Source organism: Amycolatopsis dongchuanensis (assembly GCF_039542405.1).
Taxonomy (GTDB): Bacteria; Actinomycetota; Actinomycetes; order Mycobacteriales; family Pseudonocardiaceae; genus Amycolatopsis_E; species Amycolatopsis_E sacchari.
The window spans coordinates 19,330-41,157 of record NZ_BAABIB010000116.1 but is presented as its reverse complement, the minus strand read 5'-3'; the positions used below and the strand labels follow the sequence as shown (position 1 = coordinate 41,157).

The following is a 21,828-nucleotide window of genomic DNA, read 5'->3' as shown; positions in this document are numbered from 1 at the left end:
CCGGGCTAGGGACTCGACAGGGTTCGCCGAAAGCGAGCGGGCGCCGCGCTTACCCCGTCACCGGCTAGGAACGGCGGTGGCCGATTGCCAGCCGCGCCCGTTCGCGTTCCCAGCGCGCGTGGCGCCGCCGGTCTCCGGCGCACAGCAGCGATACGATTCGTCCACAGAGGACAAGCGCGAACACGGATCACCACGGTCGCGGTCACGGCGACGGTCATTGCGCCGAGGCGCGTGAAGTAGGCAGCGGAGCCGGGTTCCCGCGTCCGTCGAGCCAGCCAGCACCGCGCTTTCGACCCGGTCTCCCGGCCGCACGGGCGGGTGTTCCACCGAGAAGCGTCCGAGATTCGCGCTCGTGCGCCGGACGGTCGTAGTCCCTCCGATGAGATGACCAAGGACCCTCGCTCGTCCCGCCGTCGCACGGCCAGTCTGAACGCGATCTTGACCCGGGAGCAGGGAGGGACCGATGAGCCCGCTGGATCTGGCGCGGTGGCAGTTCGGCGTCACCACCGTGTACCACTTCATCTTCGTGCCGCTGACGATCGGGCTTTCCCTCCTCGTGGCGGGCATGCAGACGGCGTGGGTGCGCACCGGCCACGAGAAGTACCTGAGGATGACCAAGTTCTGGGGCAAGCTGTTCCTGATCAACTTCGCCATGGGCCTCGTCACGGGCATCGTGCAGGAGTTCCAGTTCGGCATGAACTGGAGCGACTACAGCACCTTCGTCGGTGACATCTTCGGCGCGCCACTGGCCATCGAAGGCCTGCTGGCGTTCTTCCTGGAGTCCACGTTCCTGGGGCTGTGGATCTTCGGCTGGAACCGGCTGCCGAAACGCCTGCACCTGGCCACCATCTGGCTCGCCGCGATCGGCACGGTGCTGTCGGCCTACTTCATCCTCGCCGCGAACTCGTGGATGCAGCACCCGGTCGGCTACGCGGTCAACCCCGCCACCGGCCGCGCCGAGCTGAAGGACTTCGGCGCCGTGCTCACCAACTCCACGGCCGTCGGCGCGTTCGCGCACACCATCACGGCGTGCTTCCTCACCGCCGGGGTCTTCGTCGTCGCGATCAGCGCGTGGCAGCTCAAGCGCAAGCGCGCCACGGAGGTCTACCGGCCGTCGATGAAGCTGGCGCTGGTGACCGTCCTGATCGCGAGCCTCGGCGTCATCGTCACCGGTGACCTGCAGGCACGGCTGATGACGCAGCAGCAGCCGATGAAGATGGCCGCCGCCGAAGCCCTCTACGACACCGTCTCGCCCGCGTCGTTCTCGCTGTTCACCGTCGGCTCGCTGGACGGGTCGAAGGAGGTCTTCAGCATCCGCGTGCCGAAGGTCCTGTCGTTCATGGCGACCGGGTCGTTCGACGGCAAGGTGGAGGGCATCAACGACCTGCAGGCCACCGAGCAGCAGACCTACGGGCCCGGCTACTACAAGCCCGACATCCCCACGACCTACTGGACGTTCCGCATCATGATCGGCCTCGGTTTCCTGATGGGCCTGCTGTCGCTGGTCGGGTTGTGGGCCTTCCGCAAGGGCCGCATCCCGCGCTCGCGCTGGTTCTACCGTGCCGCGATCGCCTCGCTCGCCGCACCGTTCGTGGCCAACTCCGCAGGCTGGATCTTCACGGAGATGGGCCGGCAGCCGTGGGCCGTGTTCGGCGTGCTCAAGACCGCGAGCGGCGTCTCCCCCACCGTCGGCGCCGGGAGCGTGCTCACCTCGCTGATCGTGTTCACCGTGCTCTACGGCATCCTGGCCGCCGTCGACGGCGTGCTGATGTTCCGCTACGCGAAGGCGGGACCGCCCGAGCCCGCGCCGGAACCCTCCGAAGTGGACGCCGAGCGTCCTCCGGTCTTCGTCTACTAGGAGAAGAAGCCATGGCTCTCACCGACATCTGGTTCCTGCTCATCGCGGTGCTGTGGACGGGCTACTTCGTGCTGGAAGGCTTCGACTTCGGGGTCGGCATGCTGCTGCCGGTGCTCTCCCGCGACAACACCGACCACCGGGTCCTGGTCAACACCATCGGCCCGGTCTGGGACGGCAACGAGGTCTGGCTGCTCGTCGCGGGTGGCGCGACCTTCGCGGCGTTCCCGCTGTGGTATGCCAGCCTGTTCTCCGGGTTCTACCTGGCACTGCTGCTGATCCTCGTGGCGCTCATCGCACGAGGGGTCGCGTTCGAGTTCCGCGGCAAGATCGACAGCCCCCGCTGGCGAGCCTGGTGGGACCGCGCCATCGTCGGCGGTTCGCTCGTGCCCGCGCTGCTGTGGGGCGTCGCGTTCGGCAACATCGTCCGTGGTGTCCCGCTGGACGCCCAGCACCACTTCACCGGGAACCTGCTGACCCTGCTCAACCCCTACGCCCTGCTGGGCGGGCTGGCCACGCTGAGCGTGTTCACCCTGCACGGCGCGGTGTTCCTCGCACTGAAGACGACTGACGAGTTGCGACAGCGCGCCCGCACGCTCACCGGGCCGCTGGGCGCGCTCGCCGTGCTGTGCGCCGGATCCTTCCTGCTGTGGACCCAGCTGGCCCACGGCGAGACCTGGACGTGGGCGCCGCTCGCCGTCGCAGCGGTGGCGCTGGCCGGTGCGGTGCTCGTGGCCCGTGCGGGGCGCGAGGGCTGGGCGTTCCTGTTCACCGCCACGGCGATCGTGGCGACGACCGTGCTGCTGTTCGGCTCGCTCTACCCCGACGTCCTGCCGTCCACGACGGACGCGGCGAACAGCCTGACCACCACCAACGCCTCGTCCACGCCGTACACGCTGAAGATCATGACGTGGGTCGCCGTCGCGTTCACCCCGATCGTGCTGCTGTACCAGTCCTGGACGTACTGGGTGTTCCGCAAGCGCGTCACCCGCGCTTCGATCCCGGCGGGCCAGGGGCTGTGAAACCGCTCGACCCGCGCCTGCTGCGCCACGCCGCCGCCGCGCGCCCCTTCATCCTCGGGTGCGCGGCGCTCGGTGTGACCACCGCCGGCCTCGTGATCGCCCAGGCCGATCTGCTCGCCACGACGATCTCGCGTGCCTTCCTCGGCGGGGCGGGGCTCGCCGCCGTCGCGGTGCCGGTCCTCCTGCTCGCGCTCGTGGTGCTCGGCCGCTCCTTCGTGTCCTGGCTCGCCGAGACCTCCGCGCACCGCGCCTCGGCGGCGGTGCTGACGCAGCTGCGCGCGGCGATCGTCGGCCACGTCCTCGGGGCGGGGCCGGGGCGCCGGGCGGAGCGCTCCCCCGCCGAGCTGGCCACCCTCGCCACCCGCGGCGTCGACCGGCTCGACGGCTACTTCGCGCGCTACCTGCCGACGCTGCTCGTCGCCGCCGTCGTGCCCGCCGTCGTCGGGGCGCGGATCCTGTTGTCGGACTGGCTTTCGGCGGTCATCGTCGGCATCACCACGCCCCTGATCCCCGTCTTCATGGTCCTCATCGGGCTGTACACCCAGCGCGAGGCGGGCAAGCAGTGGCGCACGCTGGCCATGCTGGGCAACCACTTCCTCGACCTCGTCGCCGGGCTCGCCGTGCTCACCGCGTTCGGCAGGGCGCGGGCCCAGCTGCGTAGCCTCCGCGAAATCACCCGCGCCTACCGCGTGCAGACCATGAAGACCCTGCGCGTCGCGTTCCTGTCCGCGCTCGCGCTCGAACTGCTCGCCACCCTCTCGGTGGCGCTGGTAGCGGTCTCGATCGGCCTGCGGCTGGTCGCCGGGGAACTGGACCTGCACACCGCGCTCGTCGTCCTGATCCTCGCCCCCGAGGTCTACCTCCCGCTGCGCACCGTCGGAGCCCGCTTCCACGACAGCGCCGAAGGCGTCGCCGCGGCCGGGGAGATCTTCGAACTGCTGGAGGAGAAGCCACCAGCGCGGGGGGCGGGCAGGCCGGCGCCGGACCCGTCGGTCGTGCCCGTCCGGTTGAGCGGGGTCACCGTACGCGGCCGGTCCGCGCCGGTGCTCGACGACCTCGACCTGCGGATCGAGCCGGGCGAGGTCGTCGGCGTCACCGGCCCCAGCGGCGCCGGGAAGTCCACCCTGCTGGACCTCCTGCTCGGCTGGTACCCGCCGGACGGGGGCCGGGTGCTCGCCGACGGGGTCGACCTCGCCGAGGTGGACCGGGCCGCGTGGCAACAGCGGGTCGCATGGGTTCCGCAACGGCCCCGGCTGCTGACCGGGACCATCGCCACCAACATCCGGCTCGGCAGACCGGACGCACCGGACGCGGACGTGGCGGCCGCCGCGAGCGCCGCCGGTCTGGACCTGCCGCTCGACACCCCGGTCGGTGAACTGGGCGCCGGGCTCTCGACCGGGCAGCAACGCCGCGTCGCGCTGGCCCGCGCGCTCCTGCTCGACCGCCCGCTGGTGCTGCTCGACGAACCCACCGAGGGCGTCGACGCCGAGACCGAAGCGGAGATCCTCAGCTGCCTGCCACTGGCGCTCGCGGGACGGACCGCCGTCATCGTGACCCACCACGAAGCCGTGCTCGGGGTTTGCGACCGCGTGGTCGAGCTTCCCGCGCCCGATCCGGCTCCGGTCCCGGCGATCGCACCGGTCCGGCTGGAGCGCCCGCAGGAGGAGGACGCCGAGGACCGGACCGGCGGCGGGTTCGCCGCCGTCGTCAGGCCGTACCGGTGGCGGCTCGCCCTCGCCTGCCTCGCCGGGGCGCTCGCACTCGGCAGCGGCGTCGCGCTCACCGCCACCTCGGCGTGGCTGATCTCCACGGCCGCGCTGCACCCGCCGATCCTCACCCTGACCGTCGCGATCGTCGCCGTGCGCGCGTTCGGCATCGCGAAGGGGGTGCTGCGCTACAGCGAACGTCTCCTGTCACACGATGTCGCGCTCCGCACCCTGGCCGGTCTGCGGGTACGGGTGTGGGCCTCGCTGGTGCGGCTCGGGCCCGCGCTCACCGAGCGGATGCGGCGTGGCGACCTGCTCGCACGGTTGCTGTCCGATGTGGACAACCAGCAGGACCTGCTGGTCCGCGTGCTCGTGCCGGGGGTGTCGGCGGCGGTGGTCGCCTGCGGGGTCTCGATGGGTATCGGCGTGCTGCTGCCCGAAGCGGGAGGGCTGCTGTTCCTCGGGCTGCTGGGCGCCGGGATCCTCGCGCCCGCGCTGTCGGCACTCGCGGCGCGCAGGGCCGAACGGGACACCAGCGTCCTGCGCGCCGAAACGACGTCCGGGACCGTCGAGGTCCTCGAAGCGGCGCCGGACCTGATCGCGTTCGGCGCGCAGGACGCGCGGCACGACGCGGTGCGGGCGACCGGTGCCGCGCTGACGGCCGCGTTGCGGCGCTCGGCGCGCGCCCGCGGGCTGGGTGCCGGGGTCGGCACGCTTTCGCTCGGCGCCGCGATGCTCGGCTGCCTGCTCGCCGGGATCGCGGCCCTGCGCTCGGGCAGGCTGCCCGGTCCGGAGCTCGCGGTGCTGGCGCTGACGCCGCTGGCCACCGCGGAACTGGTGGCCGCCCTGCCCGAAGCGGCGCAGCGGTTCCTCGCCGCCCGCCACAGCGCGCACCGGCTGGCCGAGCTCAATCGCACCCCCTCGCCGGTGGTGGAACCCGCGGAACCGCGGCCGCTGCCCGCACCGGCCGCGCTGACGGTCAGCGGCCTGGCGGTCCGCTGGCCCGGCGCCTCCCGTGAGGCGGTGTCCGATGTGGACCTCGCCGCGGGCCCGGGGCGCAGCGTGGTGCTGACGGGCCCGTCCGGCTCCGGCAAGAGCACCACACTGGCGGCGGTCATGCGCCACCTCAGCCCGTCCGCGGGGCGCATCCGCCTCGACGACACCGACATCGGACGGTGTGCGGGAGACGAGGTCCGCGCCGCGCTCGGCTGGTGCGGACCGGGCACCCACCTGTTCGACAGCACGCTGCGGGAGAACCTCCTGCTGGCCCGGCCTTTGGCCACGGACGCCGACCTCGCGGCGTGCCTCGCCCGCGCGCGCCTGGGCACGTGGTTCGCCGGGCTCCCCCACGGTCTCGACACCCCGCTGGGCGCGCACGGCACCCCCGTCTCCGGTGGCGAACGCCAGCGCCTCGGCGTGGCCAGGGCCTTGCTGGCCGACCGGCCCGTGCTGCTCCTGGACGAGCCCACCGCCCACCTCGACGCCCGCACCGCGGCCGGGCTCGCGGCCGACCTGGCCGCGGTGGCGCGCAACCGGCCGGCGGTACTGGTCACCCACCGGCCCGCGGACTTCCCGGAGCTGCCAGTGGTCCGGGTGCGAGCCGTGGGGTGAGGCTCACCCCGCGGCCTTGGCCCGGGCCTTCACGCTGCGGGCCCGGGTGGCCAGCAGCGCGATCAGGACCGCGCCGATCGTCAGGAACAGGCGGTTGACGTCCACCGCGGGCAGCCACGTGACCTTCGCGTCCTTGACGACGTAGGCACCGACGGGCCGGGCGCCGACGCCGAAGCCGCCGCCCTCCCCTTCCTGCCCCTTCTCGTCGCGCCCGTTCCCACCGCCCGCGCCACCGGACACCGTCGCCGCCGGGATGATCACCACACCGTCGTGCTCGTAGGGCTCCCCGTACACCCGCCGGACGGAGATGGCCTCCCGGACCGTGGTCGCCAGTTCTGTGAACTTCATGTCCTCCTCCTCAGGGTTTCGCTCGTTCGAAACTGCACCCCGCGCGGGGCCCGCAACGAGAGCCGAAGGGCCCTTTGCGCCGGTTCCCCGCGGGCGCACGCTGGCGGTGTGTGGAAGGAGGCCGCGATGACGCGACACAATCCCTCGCTCCGGCGGCCGATGCGCGCCCAGGACCACCTGTGGCTCCACCTCGACACCCCCGTCAACCGGCTCGTCGTGACGTCCGTGCTGTGGACGGCCACCCCCGTCGATCCCAGTGCCCTCCGTTCGGTCCTGGCGGACCGGGTGCTGGCCCGCTACCCGGTCTTCCTGCAACGGCCCGCGGGCAGGCGGGTCTGGGCAGCCGACCCGGACTTCGACCTCGGCAGGCACTTCACGGTGTCCGCCCTGCCCCCGCCCGGTGACACCGGGGCCCTGCAGGAGCACGTCGCGCGGCGGCTGGGGTGCCGAATGGACCTGGACCATCCACTGTGGACCATCGAGTTGCTCCAGGGCTACGGGCCCGGCTCAGCTGTCGTTTCCCGCTTCCACCACGCGATGGCCGACGGGATCCGCCTCACCCAGGTCATGTTCGGCATGCTCGACCCGCTGCGGCCGGACCCCGCCCCGCCCGCGCCGGTCGGCGGTACCGCGGTCCGGCACGGCCCCACCGCGCACGCGGCGGCCCGGCTGGCCACGACGGGCGTGCAGCTGCTGACGCGGCTGGGCGAGCACGTGGAGGTGCCGCCCGTCCGCGCCGCGCTGGCGCTGGGCACCCTCGGCGGAGCCGCCGCGCTCGCGGTGACCGGAGCGCTCGTCGAAGGCGTGGCGGGCAGGCTGCCCACCGGTCCCCGTCGCCTCGCGGGGCACCTGGCGGAACAAGCGGTCACCGCCTGGCACACCGCCGCGGGCGCGAGCCACCTCGTCGGCCCCGCCTACCAGGGCCCGTGGCACGGTGAACCGGGACTGGCCAAGGCAGCCGCGTGGAGCGACGCCGTCCCGCTGGACCTCGTTCACGACATCGCGCGCCGCACCGGCACGACCGTGAACGACGTCTGCGCGGCACTGCTGACCGGCGCGCTCGACCGCTACCTGGCCGGGCGAGACCACCACCTCCTCCACGACATGCCGTGGATGGTACCGGTCAGCCTGGCACGGTTCGACGCGGCACTGCCTCCCCTGCTGGGCAACCACTTCGCGCTCGTCCTGGCCGCGCTGCCACTGGCCAGGGCCGGTTTCCCCGAGCGGCTGCTGGAGGTCCACCGCCGCATGGCGCGGATCCGGGACTCCTATGAGCCGCTGGTGAACGTCGGCGTGCAGGACCTGGTGGGCCGCGGTTCCCGCGGCGCGGCGGTCGCGCTGACCCGCTACCTGACCGCCCGCTCAGCCGGCGTGCTCACCAACGTGCCCGGGCCACGCGAGGAGATGGCGCTGGCCGGAGCCCGCGTGCTCGGTGCCGTGGGCTGGGCACCGTGCAGCGGCCGTCAGCCGATCACGGTGTGCATCTTCAGCTACGCCGGGCGGATCCGCTTCGGGTTCGCCACCGACGAGACGCTGATCCCCGATCCGGGGCGGCTGGTGCGCGCCCTGGACGACGAGGTGCGCTACGCCGGGGCCGTCATGGGCGCCGCCACCGCCTCGTGACGCCCGTGCACCGCCTCGGCCCGGGCCGACAACGCGGCGATCTCCCGTGCGATGGCGCGGGAGAGCAGCCCGTGCTCGGGCACGCCGTCGTGGTCGAGGGTGACGCCGAAGCTCAGGTGATCGTCGTAGCTGAGCATCGCCACTCCCACCCGCAACCGCAGGGCGATCGGCACGTACGGGTGCAGCGCGAGGACCTTCCGGCCCAGCAGGGACACCCGGTCGCGCGGTCCCGGCACGTTCGTCGCCACCGTCACCACACTGTGCTGCGGCAGCCGGGCCACGGCACGCACGGCCGCGGCGACCGGGGCGAAGGCCGCCCGTCCCGCCCACCGCACGACCGCGTCTCCCGCTTCGGTCTCTCCGCTGCGCTTGACGGTCGCGAGGCGGCGGTGCACGGCGGCGAGGCGCAACGCCGGATCGGTCAGCTCGACGGGCAGCGTCGGCAGCAGCAGGGACACCCGGTTGCCGGTGGCCGCCCTGTCCGTGGAACCGTGCGTGGAAACGGGGACCAGCGCCCGCACCGTGTCGGTCTCTGGTGTCTCACCCCGCGACAGCAGCAGTTCACGCAGGCCCGCGGTGATCGCCGCGAGTGCGACGTCGTTCACCGTCGCGCCCAGGGTGTGCCCGATCGCGGCGACGCGCGACAGCGAGGTCTGGACCACTTCGTAACGCCGCTGCCTGCCCAGCCGGCCGGTCAGCGACGACGGTGCGACGGGCACCAGCGCGGACGCGAGCGCGCCGAGCCCTTCCACGGCTTTCGCAGCGGCACGCAGGGCTGGGGTGATCCCTCCGGGTGCCGGCTGCGCGGGCCGCGACGGCTCCGGCGCGCCGCCCGCGAAGACCAGCTCGTGGAGGTGGACGCCGGACACACCGTCGGCGAGGCTGTGGTGCACCTTCGACAGCACCGCCCAGCGCCCGCCCGCCAGCCCTTCCAGCACCCAGAACTCCCACAGCGGCCGGTGGCGCGGCAACCGCTCGGCCATCAACAACGCGACGAGGTCGTACAGTTCCGCCTCCGTGCCGTCTCCGGGGACCCGGGCGCGGTAGAAGTGGCCGGCCGGGTCGAAGTGCGGGTCCTCGGCCCATACGGGCGCGAGCGCGCCGAACGCGGTCCGCACGACCCTGCGCCGGTAGGGCGCGAGCCGCGCGACGAGCGGCGCCATCACGGCGACGACCTCGTCCTGGCGCGGCGCGGGCCCTTCGAGCACCGCGACCGAGCCGATCGCCAGCGCCACCTGCGGATCGGCGTCCTCGATCTCCAGGAACGCCGCCGCCAGCGGGTCGAGCCGGTCGCTGCCGTTCATGATCCACCCCTTCCGCCCGGTACCCACCCACGCTCGTCCGCCGGCGGTGAGCGGTTCCAGGGACCTACGGCCCCCGTTGCCGATGACCTTCCGCCCTGCCCGGCCCAGCCCGCGCCCCGGCAGCGTGGACGGCGATGACGACACGGACGCGGATCGAAGTGCACGGCACCGTGCAGGGTGTCGGATTCCGGCCGTTCGTGTACCGGCTGGCCACGCGTCTCGGTATCGAAGGCGACGTGCGCAACGCCGGCGGCCACGTGGTGGTCCGCGCAGCGGGTGCGGCCGACCCACTGGCGCAGTTCCTGGCCTCTCTGCGGGACTCCGCGCCCCGCCACGCCCGCGTCGAACGGCTGGAGGTGGCGCCCCTGCCCGAGGATGTGACGCTGGGACCGGGGTTCGCGGTCGCCGAGAGCGTGCCGGCCCTTCCGCTGGCCGCGCAGCCGCCACCCGACCTGGCGACCTGCCCCGACTGCCTGCGCGAGCTGTTCGACCCCGGCGACCGGCGGTACCGGTACCCGTTCCTCAACTGCACCGCCTGCGGGCCCCGCGCCACGATCGTCGCGGACCTGCCCTACGACAGGGCGAGCACGGCGATGCGCGGATTTCCCCTCTGCCCCGCCTGCGCCGCGGAATACCGCCATCCCGCGGATCGCCGCTTCCACGCCGAGCCGATCGCCTGCCCGGACTGCGGACCGCGCCTGGCCTGGTGGGGCTCGGCCCCGGCGCACGGCGAAGACGCGCTGCGGGAGGCGTGCGCGGCGATCACCGACGGCGGCATTGTCGCGGTGAAGGGCGTCGGGGGCTACCAGCTGGTCTGCGACGCGGGCGCCGCGGACACGGTGTCCCGGCTGCGGGTGGCGAAGAACCGGTCCGCGAAACCGCTCGCGGTCATGGTTCCCGATGTCGACGCCGCGGCCCGGGTGTCGCTTGTGGACAGCGCGGCGCGCGAGCTGCTGACCTCCGCCGCGGCACCGATCGTGCTGGTGCCGCGCCGTCCTGGCGCGCCGGTGGCCGAGGAGGTCACCCCGGGGCTCCGCGAGATCGGCGTGTTCGTGCCTTATACGCCACTGCACCACCTGCTGCTCGCCGAACTGGCGCGTCCGCTCGTGGTCACCAGCGGCAACCGCGGGGGCGAACCGATCATCGTCGACGACGCCGGAGCCCGCGAAGCGCTGGCGCCGGCCTGCGACGGGATCCTCGGCCACGACCGGCCCATCTGGGCCCGCTACGACGATTCCGTCGTGCGCGTCGTGCGTGACCGGCCTCTCGTCGTCCGCCGCGCCCGGGGATACGCGCCGGCCCCGTTGCCGCTCCCGGTCGCCGCACCGCAACCGGTGCTGGCGCTCGGCGCGGAACTCAAGCACACCACGGCACTCGCGGTCGGAGCGGCCGCGGTCGTCGGGCCGCACACCGGCGACCTCGAGGACGCCGCGACGTTCGCCGCCTTCGAGGCCGCCGCTCACAAGCTGTGCGAGGTGTCGCGCGTGCAGCCCCGGGTGTGCGCCTGCGACCTGCACCCCGGTTACCTGTCCACCCAGTACGCCCGGCGCTGGCCCGCGGCGAAACGCATCGCTGTGCAGCACCACCACGCGCACGTCGCCGCGACCGCCGCCGAGCACGGCGTCCGCGAGCCCTTCGTGGGTGTCGCGCTCGACGGGCTGGGGCTCGGCGACGACGGCACGTTCTGGGGCGGGGAGGTGCTGCTGGCGACCTTCCGCGGCTATCGGAGGTTCGCCCGGTTCGGCACCGCTCCCCTGCCCGGCGGCGCCGCCGCGATCCGGCGGCCCGCCCGGATGGCGCTCGGCTACCTGTTCGGCGCCGAGGACTTCGGCGAGCGGGTTCCTCCGGAGCTCGCGGAACCCCTGCTGTCGCGGCTCGATCCGCGTGAGGTCGAGGTGGTCCGGACCATGGTCGACCGCGGGCTCAACTGCCCCCTCGCCTCCAGCGCGGGCCGGTTGTTCGACGCCGTCGCCGCACTGCTCGGTGTCTGCGACGACGCCGGGTACGAGGGCGAAGCCGCCGTCCGGCTGGAAGCGGCCGCCGAGAGCGGCGCACGTGCACCATTGGCATGGCGGCTCCACAGGCGCGACGGGCTGTGGGTGTACGACCCGGTGCCGACCCTGTGCGATCTGCTCAGCGCAGGCGGCCCCGCGGCCCGGCTCGCCGCTCGCTTCCACCACACCCTTGTCGAAGTGGTGACCGCCCTCGCCACCGAGGCCGCAGGGGAGCTGGGCACCCGCACCGTGTGCCTGGGCGGCGGGGTGTTCCAGAACGCGCTGCTGACGACCGGTGTGCTCGGCCGCCTCACCGCGGCGGGCCTGGAGGTGTTCACCGGGCAGCGGGTCCCGGTCAACGACGGTGGTATCAGCTACGGGCAGGCGGCGGTGGCCGCGGCCCGCCTCGCGGGGAGGTGAACGGGATGTGCCTCGGCATTCCCGGCCGGATCACGGAAGTGCGCGACGGGGTGCTGCGCATGGGAACCGTCGACTTCGACGGCATCCGGCGCGAGGTGTGCCTGGCCTACACCCCGTCCGCGGACGTGGGCGACTACGTGGTGGTGCACGTCGGTTTCGCCATCAGCCAGGTCGACGAGGCCGAGGCCGCCAAGACCCTCGCCGTGCTGTCCGCGATCCCCGGCGCGCTCGCGTCCGAGCTCGGGGAGGACGCGTGAAGTACCTCGACGAGTACCGCGACCCGGAGCTGGCCCGGCGGCTGCTGGCGCGGCTGCGCGCGACGGCCACGCGCCCGTGGGCGATCATGGAGGTGTGCGGCGGGCAGACGCACACCCTGGTGCGCCAGGGCATCGACGAGCTGCTGCCCGCCGGGATCCGGATGATCCACGGCCCCGGCTGTCCGGTCTGCGTGACCCCGCTGGAGATGATCGACAAGGCCGTCGCGATCGCGGCGCTGCCCGGGGTGATCTTCACGAGCTACGGGGACATGCTCCGCGTGCCGGGCACCACCGGCGACCTGCTCGCGGTCAAGGCCGCGGGCGGCGACGTCCGCGTCGTGTACACACCGCTGGACGCGGTGCGGATCGCGCGGGAGAACCCGGACCGCGAGGTGGTGTTCTTCGCCGTCGGGTTCGAGACCACGGCGCCCGCCAACGCCATGGCCGTGCTGCACGCGGCGGCCACCGGGGTGAGCAACTTCAGCGTGCTCGTCAGCCACGTCCTGGTGCCGCCCGCGATCACCGCGATCCTCGACGATCCGGCGAACCAGGTGCAGGGCTTCCTCGCGGCCGGCCACGTGTGCGCGGTGATGGGCTGGACCGAGTACGAGCCCATCGCCGCCCGCTACCGGGTGCCGATCGTGGTGACCGGGTTCGAGCCGCTCGACCTGCTGGAGGGCATCCTGATGACCGTGCGGCAGCTGGAGTCGGGCCGCGCCGAGGTGGAGAACCAGTACGCGCGTGCGGTACGCCGCTCCGGCAACACCGCCGCCCAGGACGCCGTGCGGCGGGCCTTCCGGGTCACCACGAGGACGTGGCGCGGGATCGGCGACATCCCCGCCTCCGGCCTGGCCTTGGCGCCGGAGCTGGCCGGCTTCGACGCCGACGTTCGCTTCGCCACGACCGGGGTGCGGACCGCGGAGCACCCGGAGTGCATCTCCGGGGCGATCCTGCGCGGGACCGCGCTGCCCACCGACTGCGCGGCCTACGGTGTCCGCTGCACCCCGCGCACCCCGCTGGGCGCGCCGATGGTCTCCGCGGAGGGCACCTGCGCCGCGTTCCACCACGCCGGCCGACGTCCACTGTCCACTTCGGAGGAACGATGACCACGATCGACCCGTTGCGCGCGACCTGCCCCACCCCGGCCGGCGGCTCCGAGCGGGTACTGCTCGGGCACGGCTCCGGCGGTCAGCTCATGGCCGAGCTGCTCGACGACCTCGTCACCGGGAGTCTCGGTGCAACCGGGCCGCTGGAAGACGCCGCACTGGTCGGTCTCGGCGATGTGGAGGTCGTGGTCAGCACCGACTCCTTCGTGGTGACACCCCGGTTCTTCCCCGGCGGGGACATCGGCTCGCTCGCGGTGCACGGCACCGTGAACGACGTGGCCATGCGCGGCGCCCGGCCCGTCGCCCTCGCGCTGGCGTACGTGCTGGAAGAGGGACTGCCGATCGCGGAGCTACGAGAGATCACCGCGTCCGTCGCCGCCGCCGCGGCCGGATGCGGCATCCGGGTCGTCACCGGTGACACCAAGGTGGTGCAGCGCGGCGCCGCGGACGGTCTCTACCTCACCACGACCGGTATCGGGATCCGGCTGGGCGAGACCTGCCCGTCAGCCGCGGCTGGGCGTCCCGGCGACCGCGTGCTGCTGTCCGGGCCCATCGGCTCCCACGGCACCGCGATCCTGTCCGCGCGGGAAGGACTCGGCTTCGAGACCGCGATCTCCTCCGACAGCAGGCCTTTGCACCACCTCGTCAGCGCGATGCTCGACGCCGGCGGCGAAGACGTCCACACGCTGCGCGACCCTACGCGCGGCGGTCTCGCCGGCGCGCTCAACGAGCTCGCCGCCGCCTCGGGCGTCGCGGTCGAGATCGACGAACCCGCGCTGCCCGTGCCCGCCCAGGTGCACGCCGCCTGTGAACTACTCGGCCTCGACCCGTTGCACGTGGCCAACGAAGGATGCCTGGTCGCGTTCGTCGCCCCCCGGTCCGCGGACGCCGTGCTGGCCGCCATGCGGGCGGACCCGGCCGGACGCGATGCCTGTGTCATCGGCAGCGTTGCCGCCGCGCCGCGCGGGCGGGTCACCGCGCGCACGCTCGTCGGCTCCTCCCGCATCGTCGACATGCTCGTCGGCGAGCAGTTACCGCGCATCTGCTGAGGCCAGCTCCGCGAGCACCGCGTCGACCACGACGGGCACCGTGGCCTGGACGACCGGGGAGAGGCCGACGCCGAGGCCGAGGTCCGCGGCTTCGACCGCGAACACCACCAGCCGTCCCGGCACCCGGCCGAGCGTCTGCCCCAGCAGCAGCGCCTCCGGGATCCCCAGCGCGTGCGAGCTCGCCACCCCCGTGCCGCCGGGCAGAGCGTCCACTGTGGAGCGCCAGAGCCTGCCGGGCGTGGCGGGTTCGCACAGCACCGCGTCGACCACGACGGCCAGCGCGGCCCCGGTCCACGCCTCCAGCAGTGACGCCGGTTCGCCGTCGGACACGACGGCCCGCACACCGGGCAGGTTCCGCGCGGCGACCTCCGCCACCACCGCCGGCCCCACTCCGTCGTCGTGGCGGTACTCGTTGCCGACGCCGATCAGCACCGCCCTCACGTGCGGTCCACGGTGAGTTCGAGGAAGTGCGCCGAGCACGAGATGCACGGATCGTGGTTGCGGATGGCCCGTTCGCACAGCGCCGTCAGCTCGGCGTCGGCCAGATGCAGGTTCGCCGCCGCGACCCGCCGCAGATCCTCCTCGATCGCCGGCTGGTTCTGCGCCGTGGGCGGGACGATCACCGCCGAGCGGATCAGCCCGTCCTCCCCCAGCTCGTACCGGTGGTACAGCAGGCCCCGTGGCGCCTCGCTGACCCCGTGCCCGGTCCCCGCGCGGGGCGCGACGGGCACGAAGGCCCGTGCCGGGCGCTCGTAGTCGCCGATCAGCCGCAGTGCCTCGTCCACCGCGTGGACGACCTCGACCGCCCGCACCACGACGCTGCGGAACGGGTTGCGGCACTCGGCTCCCAGGCCTGCTTCGACCGCGGCCTGCCGCGCGAGCGGGGACAGCGAGCTCGAACTGAACGTGTAGCGCGCGAGCGGCCCGGTCAGGTAGCGGCGGCCGTCGAGCCGGGCGTGCAACGCGGTCGAATGCGGGACCTGCTCCTCGACGACGTGCTCGGGGAACTCCGCGGGGGGAAACACCCCGCCCGTGGTCCGGCGCAGATCACCGCGCTCGATCGCGTACCGGTGGGGTTCCCATGCGGCCAGCAGCTCGTGGTCGAGCTCCAGGTCCGGGAACTCGAACCCGGCCACCCACCGCACCGTCTCGATCGCCTGGTCCAGAGCGCGCCGCAGCTGTTCGGCCAGCGCCACGAAGTCGGCGGGGGCGGGCACGGCGTAGAACCCGCCGACCCTGACGTTGATCGGGTGGATCGCTCTGCCGCCCACCAGCTCCAGGATCGCGTTGCCCGCCTTCTTGAGCTCCAGGCCCCGCTCGACGATCTCGCGGTGGTCCTTCGCGAGCGTGATCGCGTCCGGGTAGCCGAGGAAGTCCGGGGCGTGCAGCAGGTGGATGTGCAGTGCGTGGCTGGAGATCCACTCGCCGCAGTACAGCAGCCTGCGCAGGGCGGCCAGCGGCGGGTCGAGCTCCACGCCGCACGCCTGTTCGAGGGCGTTGCACGCGCTGGTCTGGTACGCCACGGGGCAGATCCCGCAGATCCGCGCGGTGATGTCCGGGGGCTCGGTGTAGGCGCGCCCGCGCAGGAAGGCCTCGAAGAACCGCGGCGGCTCGTAGATGTTCAGCTCGGCCCGCTGCACCTGTCCGTTGTGGACGGTCAGGTGCAGCGCTCCCTCCCCCTCGACGCGTGCCAGCGAGCTGACCTTGAGCTGCCTAGTGCGATGGCTCATCGTGGCTCCCCCGCCCGAACGCGGCGACGTTGAAGGTGGCGAAGACCCGCTCGACCTCGCCCTGGCTCATGCCGCGCGCCCGCAGCAGCGGCAGCAGCGCCGGCACGTTCGGCTCGGCCATCGGCCCGAAGCAGCCGAAGCAGCCGCGCCGGTAGGCCGGGCACAGTGCCCCGCACCCGGCCTGGGTGACCGGACCCAGGCACGGCGTGCCGTCGGCGACCATGACGCACGTGAGGCCACGCCGCTTGCACTCGGTGCACACGCTCGTCCGCGGCGTCGCGGGCTCCCGCCCGGCGAGCAGCGCACACAGGGTCTCCAGCAGCTGGCCGCGGTCGATCGGGCAGCCACGCAGCTCGAAGTCGACCCGCACGTGCTCCGAGGCCGGGGTCGAGGTGGCGAGCGTGTCGATGTACTCGGGCCGCGCGTACACCACGGACGTGAACTCGCGGACGTCGGCGAAGTTTCGCAGCGCCTGGATCCCGCCCGCCGTAGCGCAGGCCCCGATCGCCACCAGCACCCGCGACTGCTCGCGGATCTCGTGGATGCGCCGCTCGTCGGCGGGCGTCGTGATCGACCCTTCCACCAATGAGACGTCATAGGGCCCTGGCACCACCGCGCTGGACGCTTCCAGGAAGTGCGCGATCGTGATCTCGCCCGCCAGCGCGAGCAGCTCGTCCTCGCAGTCCAGCAGCGTCAGCTGGCAGCCGTCACAAGAGGCGAACTTCCAGACGGCCAGTGTCGGCTTGCCCATCACAGCTCCCGCACCTTCAGCAGCGGCCCGGCGACGTCGTAGGTCACCACCGGACCGTCACGGCACACCAGCAGCGGGCCGAGCTGGCAGTGCCCGCACTGCCCGGCGCCGCACTTCATGTTGCGTTCCAGCGAAACCTGGATGTCGCGGGCCGCGACTCCCCTGCCCTGCAGCGTCCGCGCGCAGAACCGCATCATCGGTTCCGGGCCGCACAGCAGCGCCGTGGTACCCGCGGGTTCGAGGTCGAGTGCCGCCAGTGGTTCGGTCACGAACCCCACGCCGCCGGCCCAGCCGGGCCCCGGCACGTCCACCGTCCGGCACACGTCGATGTCCTCGTGCCAGGCCCACGCGTTGAGCTGGTGGCGGTAGAGGAACTCCCGGGGCGTCCTGGCACCCGCCACCAGCACGACGTGCCGGTAGGACGCCCGGTCAGCGAGTGCGGCGAGGACGACGGGGCGCAGTGGCGCCAGCCCGAGCCCGCCCGCGACGACGACGAGGTCCCTGCCTCGTACCGACGCGAGGTCCCATCCCGTGCCGAAGGGGCCGCGCACGCCCAGCACCGCGCCCGGTGGCGTGTCGTGCAAGGCACGGCTCACGGCGCCCACCGCACGGATCGTGTGGGTGGTTGTACCGTCCGATGTGGACGGATCACCGCTGACCGAGATCGCCACCTCGCCGACGCCGTGCGCGTAGAGCATCATGAACTGCCCCGGCCGCGAGCGCGGCAGCGCGTCGCGCACCGGCTCCAGGCACACGGTCACCGCGTCGTGGGTCTCGGTCACCCGGTTCGCGACGCGGTGCGGGACGGGGATCATCGCCGCGGTCACGCCCGATCACCGGGGTTGCCGTAGAGGTCCAGCAGGCGGGCGCGGGTGGCCTGCAGCCTGCCGGACAGCACCTCCACCACCGCCGTCGCCAGGCGGTAGCCGAAGGCGGGGTGCCGCTCGGCGAGCGCGCGGAGCCGGGCGGCGTCCAGCCGCACCGCGGACACCGGCTGGACGGCCGTCGCGTCGAAGTGCCAGTGGTACGGGGGCACCAGCCAGGACCAGCCCAGCAGGTCACCGCGCCCGAGGGTCTGGATCACCACGTCGCCCCGGCCGGGCACCGCGGTGGTCAGCTCGACCAGCCCGCTGGAGAGGATCCAGCAGGCGTCGGCGGGTTCGTCGGTGGAGAACAGCCGCTCGCCGGCGGTGTAGCTCACCTCGGCGGCGGCTTCCGCGATGAGCCCTCGCTCCTCCGGCGTCAGCCCGCCGAACAGCGGCAGGGTGGCGAGGTCGGTCATGACCGCTCCTGCCCGGCGTACCGCGCGAGCGCGGCGGCCTCCTCGGTGATGTCGATCCCCGCCGGGCACCACGCGATGCAGCGGCCGCAGCCGACGCAGCCCGAGGTGCCGAACTGGTCGTGCCAGGTGCCGAGCTTGTGGCTCATCCACTGCCGGTAGCGGCTCTCCCCCGAGGTGCGCACGCTGCCGCCGTGCAGGTACGAGAAGTCCAGCTCGAAACACGAAGCCCAGTGCTGCCAGCGTTCCGCGTGCTGTCCGGACAGATCCGTGACGTCCTCGGTGGTGGTGCAGAAGCAGGTCGGGCAGACCATCGTGCAGTTGGCACACGTCAGGCAGCGGCTCGCGACGTCCTCCCAGTGCGGTGACTCGCGTGACTCGCGCATCAGCGCCCGCAGATCACCGGGCGGCATCTGCCGTCCCATCGCGCCGGCCGCCGCCTCGACGGCGCCGGCCGCGGCCCGTACCTCGGAGGCGGGAGCTTCGTGGTGCGGCACCAGAGCGAGGACCTCGGCGCCCTCGGCGCTGCCTGCCTCGGTCACGAAGTGGTGGGTGCCGCCGTCGATCCGCTCGGTGAGCGCGAGGTCGTACCCGCTCGTGGCGCCAGGGCCGGTGCCCATCGAGGCGCAGAAGCACACGCCACCGGGCTCGGTGCAGTTCGCCGCGATCACGAACACCTGCCGACGCCGCCGGGCGAAGGACTCGTCGGGGAACGCGCCCCGCCCCAGCACTCCGTTCAGGACGCCGATCGCCGCCAGGTCGCACGCGCGTACGCCGAGGAACGCGTAGCGCGGTGCCTCCCCGTGATCCGGCTCGAAGTCACCGGACCACAGACGCCGCCGCGGCGGATGGAGAAAACGCTTCCACGACTGCGGGCCGGCCGAGTGCCCGAACAGCGCGCCGTCCTCGCGCCGCCGCAGCGCGTACCGGCCCGGCGCGGCGTCGACACCCCAGCCGGCGGGCAGGCACCGCACCGAGTCCACTTCGGCCAGCACGATCGCGTCGTCGCGGACGGTCGGCCCGATCACCTGGTACCCGCGCTCGCCCAGCACCCGGATCAAGCGGTCGAGCCCGTCCAGGTCCAGCACCACCGTCGCCACGGTGCCTCACCGTCCGAGGTGGACTTCGCGGTGGGTGATGGCTTCGATGTCCGCCGCGGTCGCGTCGAGCAACCGGTGGGCGAGGTCGGCCAGCGCGCGGGACACCGCGAGCTCGTCGCCGATCTCCGGCACGTCGGCGTCACGGGGGTTCAGCCGGGCCAGGCCGGTACCGGCCAAGCCCGTGTCGTCCGGGTTGTGCAGCCGGGCCTGGGCACGGGTGCGGTTGTCGTGCTCGTCGATGAAGACGTCGACGCGCCAGCGCTTCTCACGCATTTTCTTCCTCCTCCTGGCTCGCGGTTCCCTCGTGTCCGGTGTGGACGATCACGGTCGGCAACGAACGCCACAGCGGCCTCGGCGGGCTGGGACCCGTCCACTCCCACCACGACCGCGCCTCGCGCATGCGGCTCACCGCCACGGACCACGGGGCCGTGTGCGTGAACCGCGACGATGCTGGAGACCGAACCCATCAGCATGCCGCGGAACCCACCGATGCCACGGGAACCCAGCGCCACCATGAGTGCGTGGGCCGAAGCCGCTACGAGCTCGCCCGTCGGCGGTCCGACCTTCAGTTCCGTCTCGACCCGGGTCCGCGCCGCCGCCTCGCGCGCCTGCACCTTCGCCAGGTGCAGCCAGTGGTGGCCCTGCTCGACGGGGGTTTCGGTCAGGCCGTGCCTGCTGCCCGCGGTGATGCGCGGGCCCAGCGACGGCAAGTCGCAGGTGTGGAACAGGTGCACCGGAACGTGGCGGCGCGCCCCCTCTCGCGCCGCCCGTGCGACTGCGCGGGACGCGGAAGCCGATCCGCCGACGCCGACGAGGATCGCGCGTTGTGCTGCTGTCTCACCCATGCGGGCCAGAGTGGCGCCACGTTTCGCGTTCCGGCAGGGTCCGGGGTCACCGGCGGCGGGGACCAAGGCCCGTACCGGAACCTGCCGCCGCGCGCTGCGCCGTCAGTACCCCGTTGACCGGGTAGCCCAACCGCAGGAACGCCTGCGGGTGTCCCGCCAGGCCGAGTCGTGCGATGAGCCCGGCCCGCACCTCGTGCAGCTGCAGCGGCTGGGTCAGCACCGAGCCGACCAGGCCGTTCGCCACCGCGGTCAACCAGACCTGCTGCAACGCGCGCCCGGCGAGCACGTGGTCGCGCCGGGCGTCGTCGGGGGTCAGCACCAGCAGCAGCTGCTCCCTGGCGAGGCGCTCGGTCAGGGTGATCGTGTCGGGCAGGTGGCTGTCGGCGCGCACCAGCCCGCTCCACGGCAGCGTCGGCTCGAGCGGCAGTGGGTCGCGGAACTGGTCGGACCACGCGGACAGCTCGCGCTGGTAGGCCCGGTCGGCGCGCAGCACCCGCCCCGCGTAGCCGAGCAGTTCGGCCAGCGCAGGGGACTCCCGGTCGGCGTGCACCGGCCGGATCTGCGTGCCCGCGACACCGGCGGCCGCCACGAGCGCGGCGACTTCGTGCCTGGCCAGCCGCTGCAGCGCGAACGGTGCGCGGTAGCTGCGCCGCCGGTAGATCGCGCTGTAGCGGTTCACCTCGTCCTCGGTCGCCGGTTCCCGTCCGCGGGCGGCGACGCGGGCGACCAGGTCCGGGCGGGCGCCGTCGGGGAACAGGGTCACCTCCGCGCGCCGGCCGAGTGCGCGCACGGCAAGCTCCACATTGGTCACCACGGCGCCGCAGGAGATCATCCGGTCGCGCCCGCTCGGGTCGTGCCGCGGCAGCCGGGCCTCGAACCGCTCGTACACCTCGGCTCCGTCCGGGTGGATCTCCACCGCCCACGGCCTGCTGTTGTGCACCGACGGCGCGTTCGCCGCCGCGCGCGAGCACTCCCACCTCGATGTCCGACCAGGTCATCGTGACCACCCTCCCGTTTCCTCCGCCTCCAGCGTTCGCGTGCGGCGAGGGGGACGACAGAGCCCCGCTGCCTACCGAAGAGATGACCTTGGTCCCCGAAGCCGGGGACCAAACGCCACGCCGCCGGGACAAGGGGTGGTCCTAACCTGGATGACGACCGAGTGGAAAGGTGAGGACTGTGATCTCGATCTTCCTGGTCGACGACCATGAGGTCGTCCGCCGCGGCGTGGCCGACCTGCTCGAGACCGATCCGGAGCTCGAGGTCATCGGTCAGGCGTCGAACACCGCGCAGGCGCTCGCGCGCATTCCCGCTCTCCGCCCCGACGTGGCGTTGCTCGACGTGCGCCTGCCCGACGGCAACGGGGTCGAGCTGTGCCGCGAGCTGCGGTCGAAGCTGCCCGACCTCAACGTGCTGATGCTGACCTCCTACACCGACGAGGAGGCCATGCTCAACGCCATCCTCGCCGGGGCAGGCGGCTACGTCATCAAGGACATCCAGGGCCTGCAGCTGACCTCGGCGGTGCGGGAGATCGGCGCCGGCCGGTCACTGCTCGACAACCGCGCGGCCGCGACCCTGATGGCCAAGCTGCGTGCCGACGCGGCCGACCACGGCCCGCTCGCGCACCTCAGCGAGCAGGAGCGCACCCTGCTCGAGCTCATCGGCGAGGGCCTGACGAACCGGCAGATCGCCGGGCGCATGTTCCTCGCGGAGAAGACCGTGAAGAACTACGTCTCGCGCCTGCTCACCAAGCTGGGTCTCGAACGCCGCACCCAGGCCGCCGTGCTGGCGACCAAGCTGCACGAGCGCCGGCACCCCGACGGGGACTGAT

The 21,828-nt window shown here is 73.2% G+C and carries 19 protein-coding genes and 1 pseudogene; 9 read left to right on the top strand and 11 right to left on the bottom strand.

Features of this window, described 5'->3' with window-relative positions:
• Positions 1-463 precede the first annotated feature (463 nt).
• The 3 genes from ABFX51_RS29395 to cydD are packed head-to-tail and all read left to right on the top strand — an operon-like array spanning position 464 to position 6,194.
• Positions 464-1,858 (top strand): cytochrome ubiquinol oxidase subunit I, encoded by a 1,395-nt coding sequence (locus ABFX51_RS29395; RefSeq protein ID WP_091504155.1) that lies wholly within the window; start codon positions 464-466, stop codon positions 1,856-1,858.
• 11 nt (positions 1,859-1,869) lie between these two features.
• Positions 1,870-2,877 (top strand): cytochrome d ubiquinol oxidase subunit II, encoded by a 1,008-nt coding sequence (gene cydB, locus ABFX51_RS29390; RefSeq protein ID WP_091504156.1) that lies wholly within the window; start codon positions 1,870-1,872, stop codon positions 2,875-2,877.
• Complete coding sequence (gene cydD / locus ABFX51_RS29385; RefSeq protein WP_346055599.1) at positions 2,874-6,194, top strand: thiol reductant ABC exporter subunit CydD; 3,321 nt, start codon at positions 2,874-2,876, stop codon at positions 6,192-6,194. The genes cydB and cydD overlap by 4 nt, the downstream gene beginning before the upstream one ends.
• Positions 6,195-6,197: 3 nt before the next feature.
• Here the strand turns inward: cydD and ABFX51_RS29380 are convergent, their stop codons facing one another.
• A complete protein-coding gene (locus ABFX51_RS29380; protein ID WP_091504157.1) occupies positions 6,198-6,542 on the bottom strand; it encodes a spore germination protein GerW family protein in 345 nt (114 codons plus the stop codon).
• A 126-nt stretch (positions 6,543-6,668) separates the two neighbouring features.
• Here ABFX51_RS29380 and ABFX51_RS29375 point away from each other — a divergent pair, with 126 nt between their 5' ends.
• A complete protein-coding gene (locus tag ABFX51_RS29375; RefSeq protein WP_346055597.1) occupies positions 6,669-8,165 on the top strand; it encodes a WS/DGAT domain-containing protein in 1,497 nt (498 codons plus the stop codon).
• On the opposite strand, the gene ABFX51_RS29370 is transcribed toward ABFX51_RS29375, so the two are convergent.
• Positions 8,126-9,469, bottom strand: a complete 1,344-nt coding sequence (locus ABFX51_RS29370) for a wax ester/triacylglycerol synthase family O-acyltransferase (RefSeq protein WP_346055596.1) — start codon at positions 9,467-9,469, stop codon at positions 8,126-8,128. The genes ABFX51_RS29375 and ABFX51_RS29370 overlap by 40 nt on opposite strands.
• A 134-nt stretch (positions 9,470-9,603) precedes the next feature.
• On the opposite strand from ABFX51_RS29370, the gene hypF reads away from it, so the two are divergent.
• Genes hypF through hypE form a run of 4 tightly spaced genes read left to right on the top strand, consistent with a single transcriptional unit; the run spans position 9,604 to position 14,295 of the window.
• Positions 9,604-11,883 carry a carbamoyltransferase HypF gene (gene hypF / locus ABFX51_RS29365; RefSeq protein WP_346055595.1) on the top strand — a complete coding sequence of 760 codons (2,280 nt, stop codon included), beginning with the start codon at positions 9,604-9,606 and terminating at the stop codon, positions 11,881-11,883.
• A 5-nt stretch (positions 11,884-11,888) separates the two neighbouring features.
• Positions 11,889-12,140, top strand: coding sequence for a HypC/HybG/HupF family hydrogenase formation chaperone (locus ABFX51_RS29360; RefSeq protein WP_091504161.1), 252 nt, complete (start codon positions 11,889-11,891; stop codon positions 12,138-12,140).
• Positions 12,137-13,246: a hydrogenase formation protein HypD gene (gene hypD, locus ABFX51_RS29355; protein ID WP_346055594.1), complete on the top strand. Its 1,110-nt coding sequence runs from the start codon at positions 12,137-12,139 to the stop codon at positions 13,244-13,246. The genes ABFX51_RS29360 and hypD overlap by 4 nt, the downstream gene beginning before the upstream one ends.
• Entirely contained in the window at positions 13,243-14,295 is a 1,053-nt protein-coding gene (hypE, locus tag ABFX51_RS29350; protein WP_346055593.1) for a hydrogenase expression/formation protein HypE, read from the top strand. The genes hypD and hypE overlap by 4 nt, the downstream gene beginning before the upstream one ends.
• Here hypE and ABFX51_RS29345 read toward each other — a convergent pair.
• The 9 genes and pseudogenes from ABFX51_RS29345 to ABFX51_RS29310 form a co-directional block, all read right to left on the bottom strand.
• Positions 14,278-14,736, bottom strand: coding sequence for a hydrogenase maturation protease (locus tag ABFX51_RS29345; RefSeq protein WP_346055592.1), 459 nt, complete (start codon positions 14,734-14,736; stop codon positions 14,278-14,280). The two genes, hypE and ABFX51_RS29345, sit on opposite strands and share 18 nt — an antisense overlap.
• Positions 14,733-16,025 carry a Ni/Fe hydrogenase subunit alpha gene (locus ABFX51_RS29340; RefSeq protein ID WP_091504165.1) on the bottom strand — a complete coding sequence of 431 codons (1,293 nt, stop codon included), beginning with the start codon at positions 16,023-16,025 and terminating at the stop codon, positions 14,733-14,735. Before ABFX51_RS29340 ends, ABFX51_RS29345 begins: the two co-directional genes overlap by 4 nt.
• On the bottom strand, positions 16,009-16,776 hold the full coding sequence (locus ABFX51_RS29335) for an NADH-quinone oxidoreductase subunit B family protein (RefSeq protein WP_091504166.1): 768 nt from the start codon (positions 16,774-16,776) through the stop codon (positions 16,009-16,011). The genes ABFX51_RS29340 and ABFX51_RS29335 overlap by 17 nt, the downstream gene beginning before the upstream one ends.
• Positions 16,776-17,603 (bottom strand): FAD/NAD(P)-binding protein, encoded by an 828-nt coding sequence (locus ABFX51_RS29330; protein ID WP_245782861.1) that lies wholly within the window; start codon positions 17,601-17,603, stop codon positions 16,776-16,778. The genes ABFX51_RS29335 and ABFX51_RS29330 overlap by 1 nt, the downstream gene beginning before the upstream one ends.
• On the bottom strand, positions 17,600-18,058 hold the full coding sequence (locus tag ABFX51_RS29325; RefSeq protein ID WP_091504167.1) for a Crp/Fnr family transcriptional regulator: 459 nt from the start codon (positions 18,056-18,058) through the stop codon (positions 17,600-17,602). Before ABFX51_RS29325 ends, ABFX51_RS29330 begins: the two co-directional genes overlap by 4 nt.
• On the bottom strand, positions 18,055-19,155 hold the full coding sequence (locus tag ABFX51_RS29320; RefSeq protein WP_245782862.1) for a 4Fe-4S dicluster domain-containing protein: 1,101 nt from the start codon (positions 19,153-19,155) through the stop codon (positions 18,055-18,057). The genes ABFX51_RS29325 and ABFX51_RS29320 overlap by 4 nt, the downstream gene beginning before the upstream one ends.
• 6 nt (positions 19,156-19,161) lie before the next feature.
• Complete coding sequence (locus ABFX51_RS29315) at positions 19,162-19,428, bottom strand: DUF1876 domain-containing protein (RefSeq protein WP_091504168.1); 267 nt, start codon at positions 19,426-19,428, stop codon at positions 19,162-19,164.
• A 155-nt stretch (positions 19,429-19,583) separates the two neighbouring features.
• Positions 19,584-20,000: pseudogene (locus ABFX51_RS39700) on the bottom strand (universal stress protein); the annotation flags it as partial.
• Between the two features lie 46 nt (positions 20,001-20,046).
• Positions 20,047-20,940: an Acg family FMN-binding oxidoreductase gene (locus ABFX51_RS29310; protein WP_346055591.1), complete on the bottom strand. Its 894-nt coding sequence runs from the start codon at positions 20,938-20,940 to the stop codon at positions 20,047-20,049.
• A 236-nt stretch (positions 20,941-21,176) separates the two neighbouring features.
• Between ABFX51_RS29310 and ABFX51_RS29305 the strand changes: the two genes are divergently transcribed.
• Positions 21,177-21,827 (top strand): response regulator, encoded by a 651-nt coding sequence (locus ABFX51_RS29305; protein WP_346055590.1) that lies wholly within the window; start codon positions 21,177-21,179, stop codon positions 21,825-21,827.
• Position 21,828 lies beyond the last annotated feature (1 nt).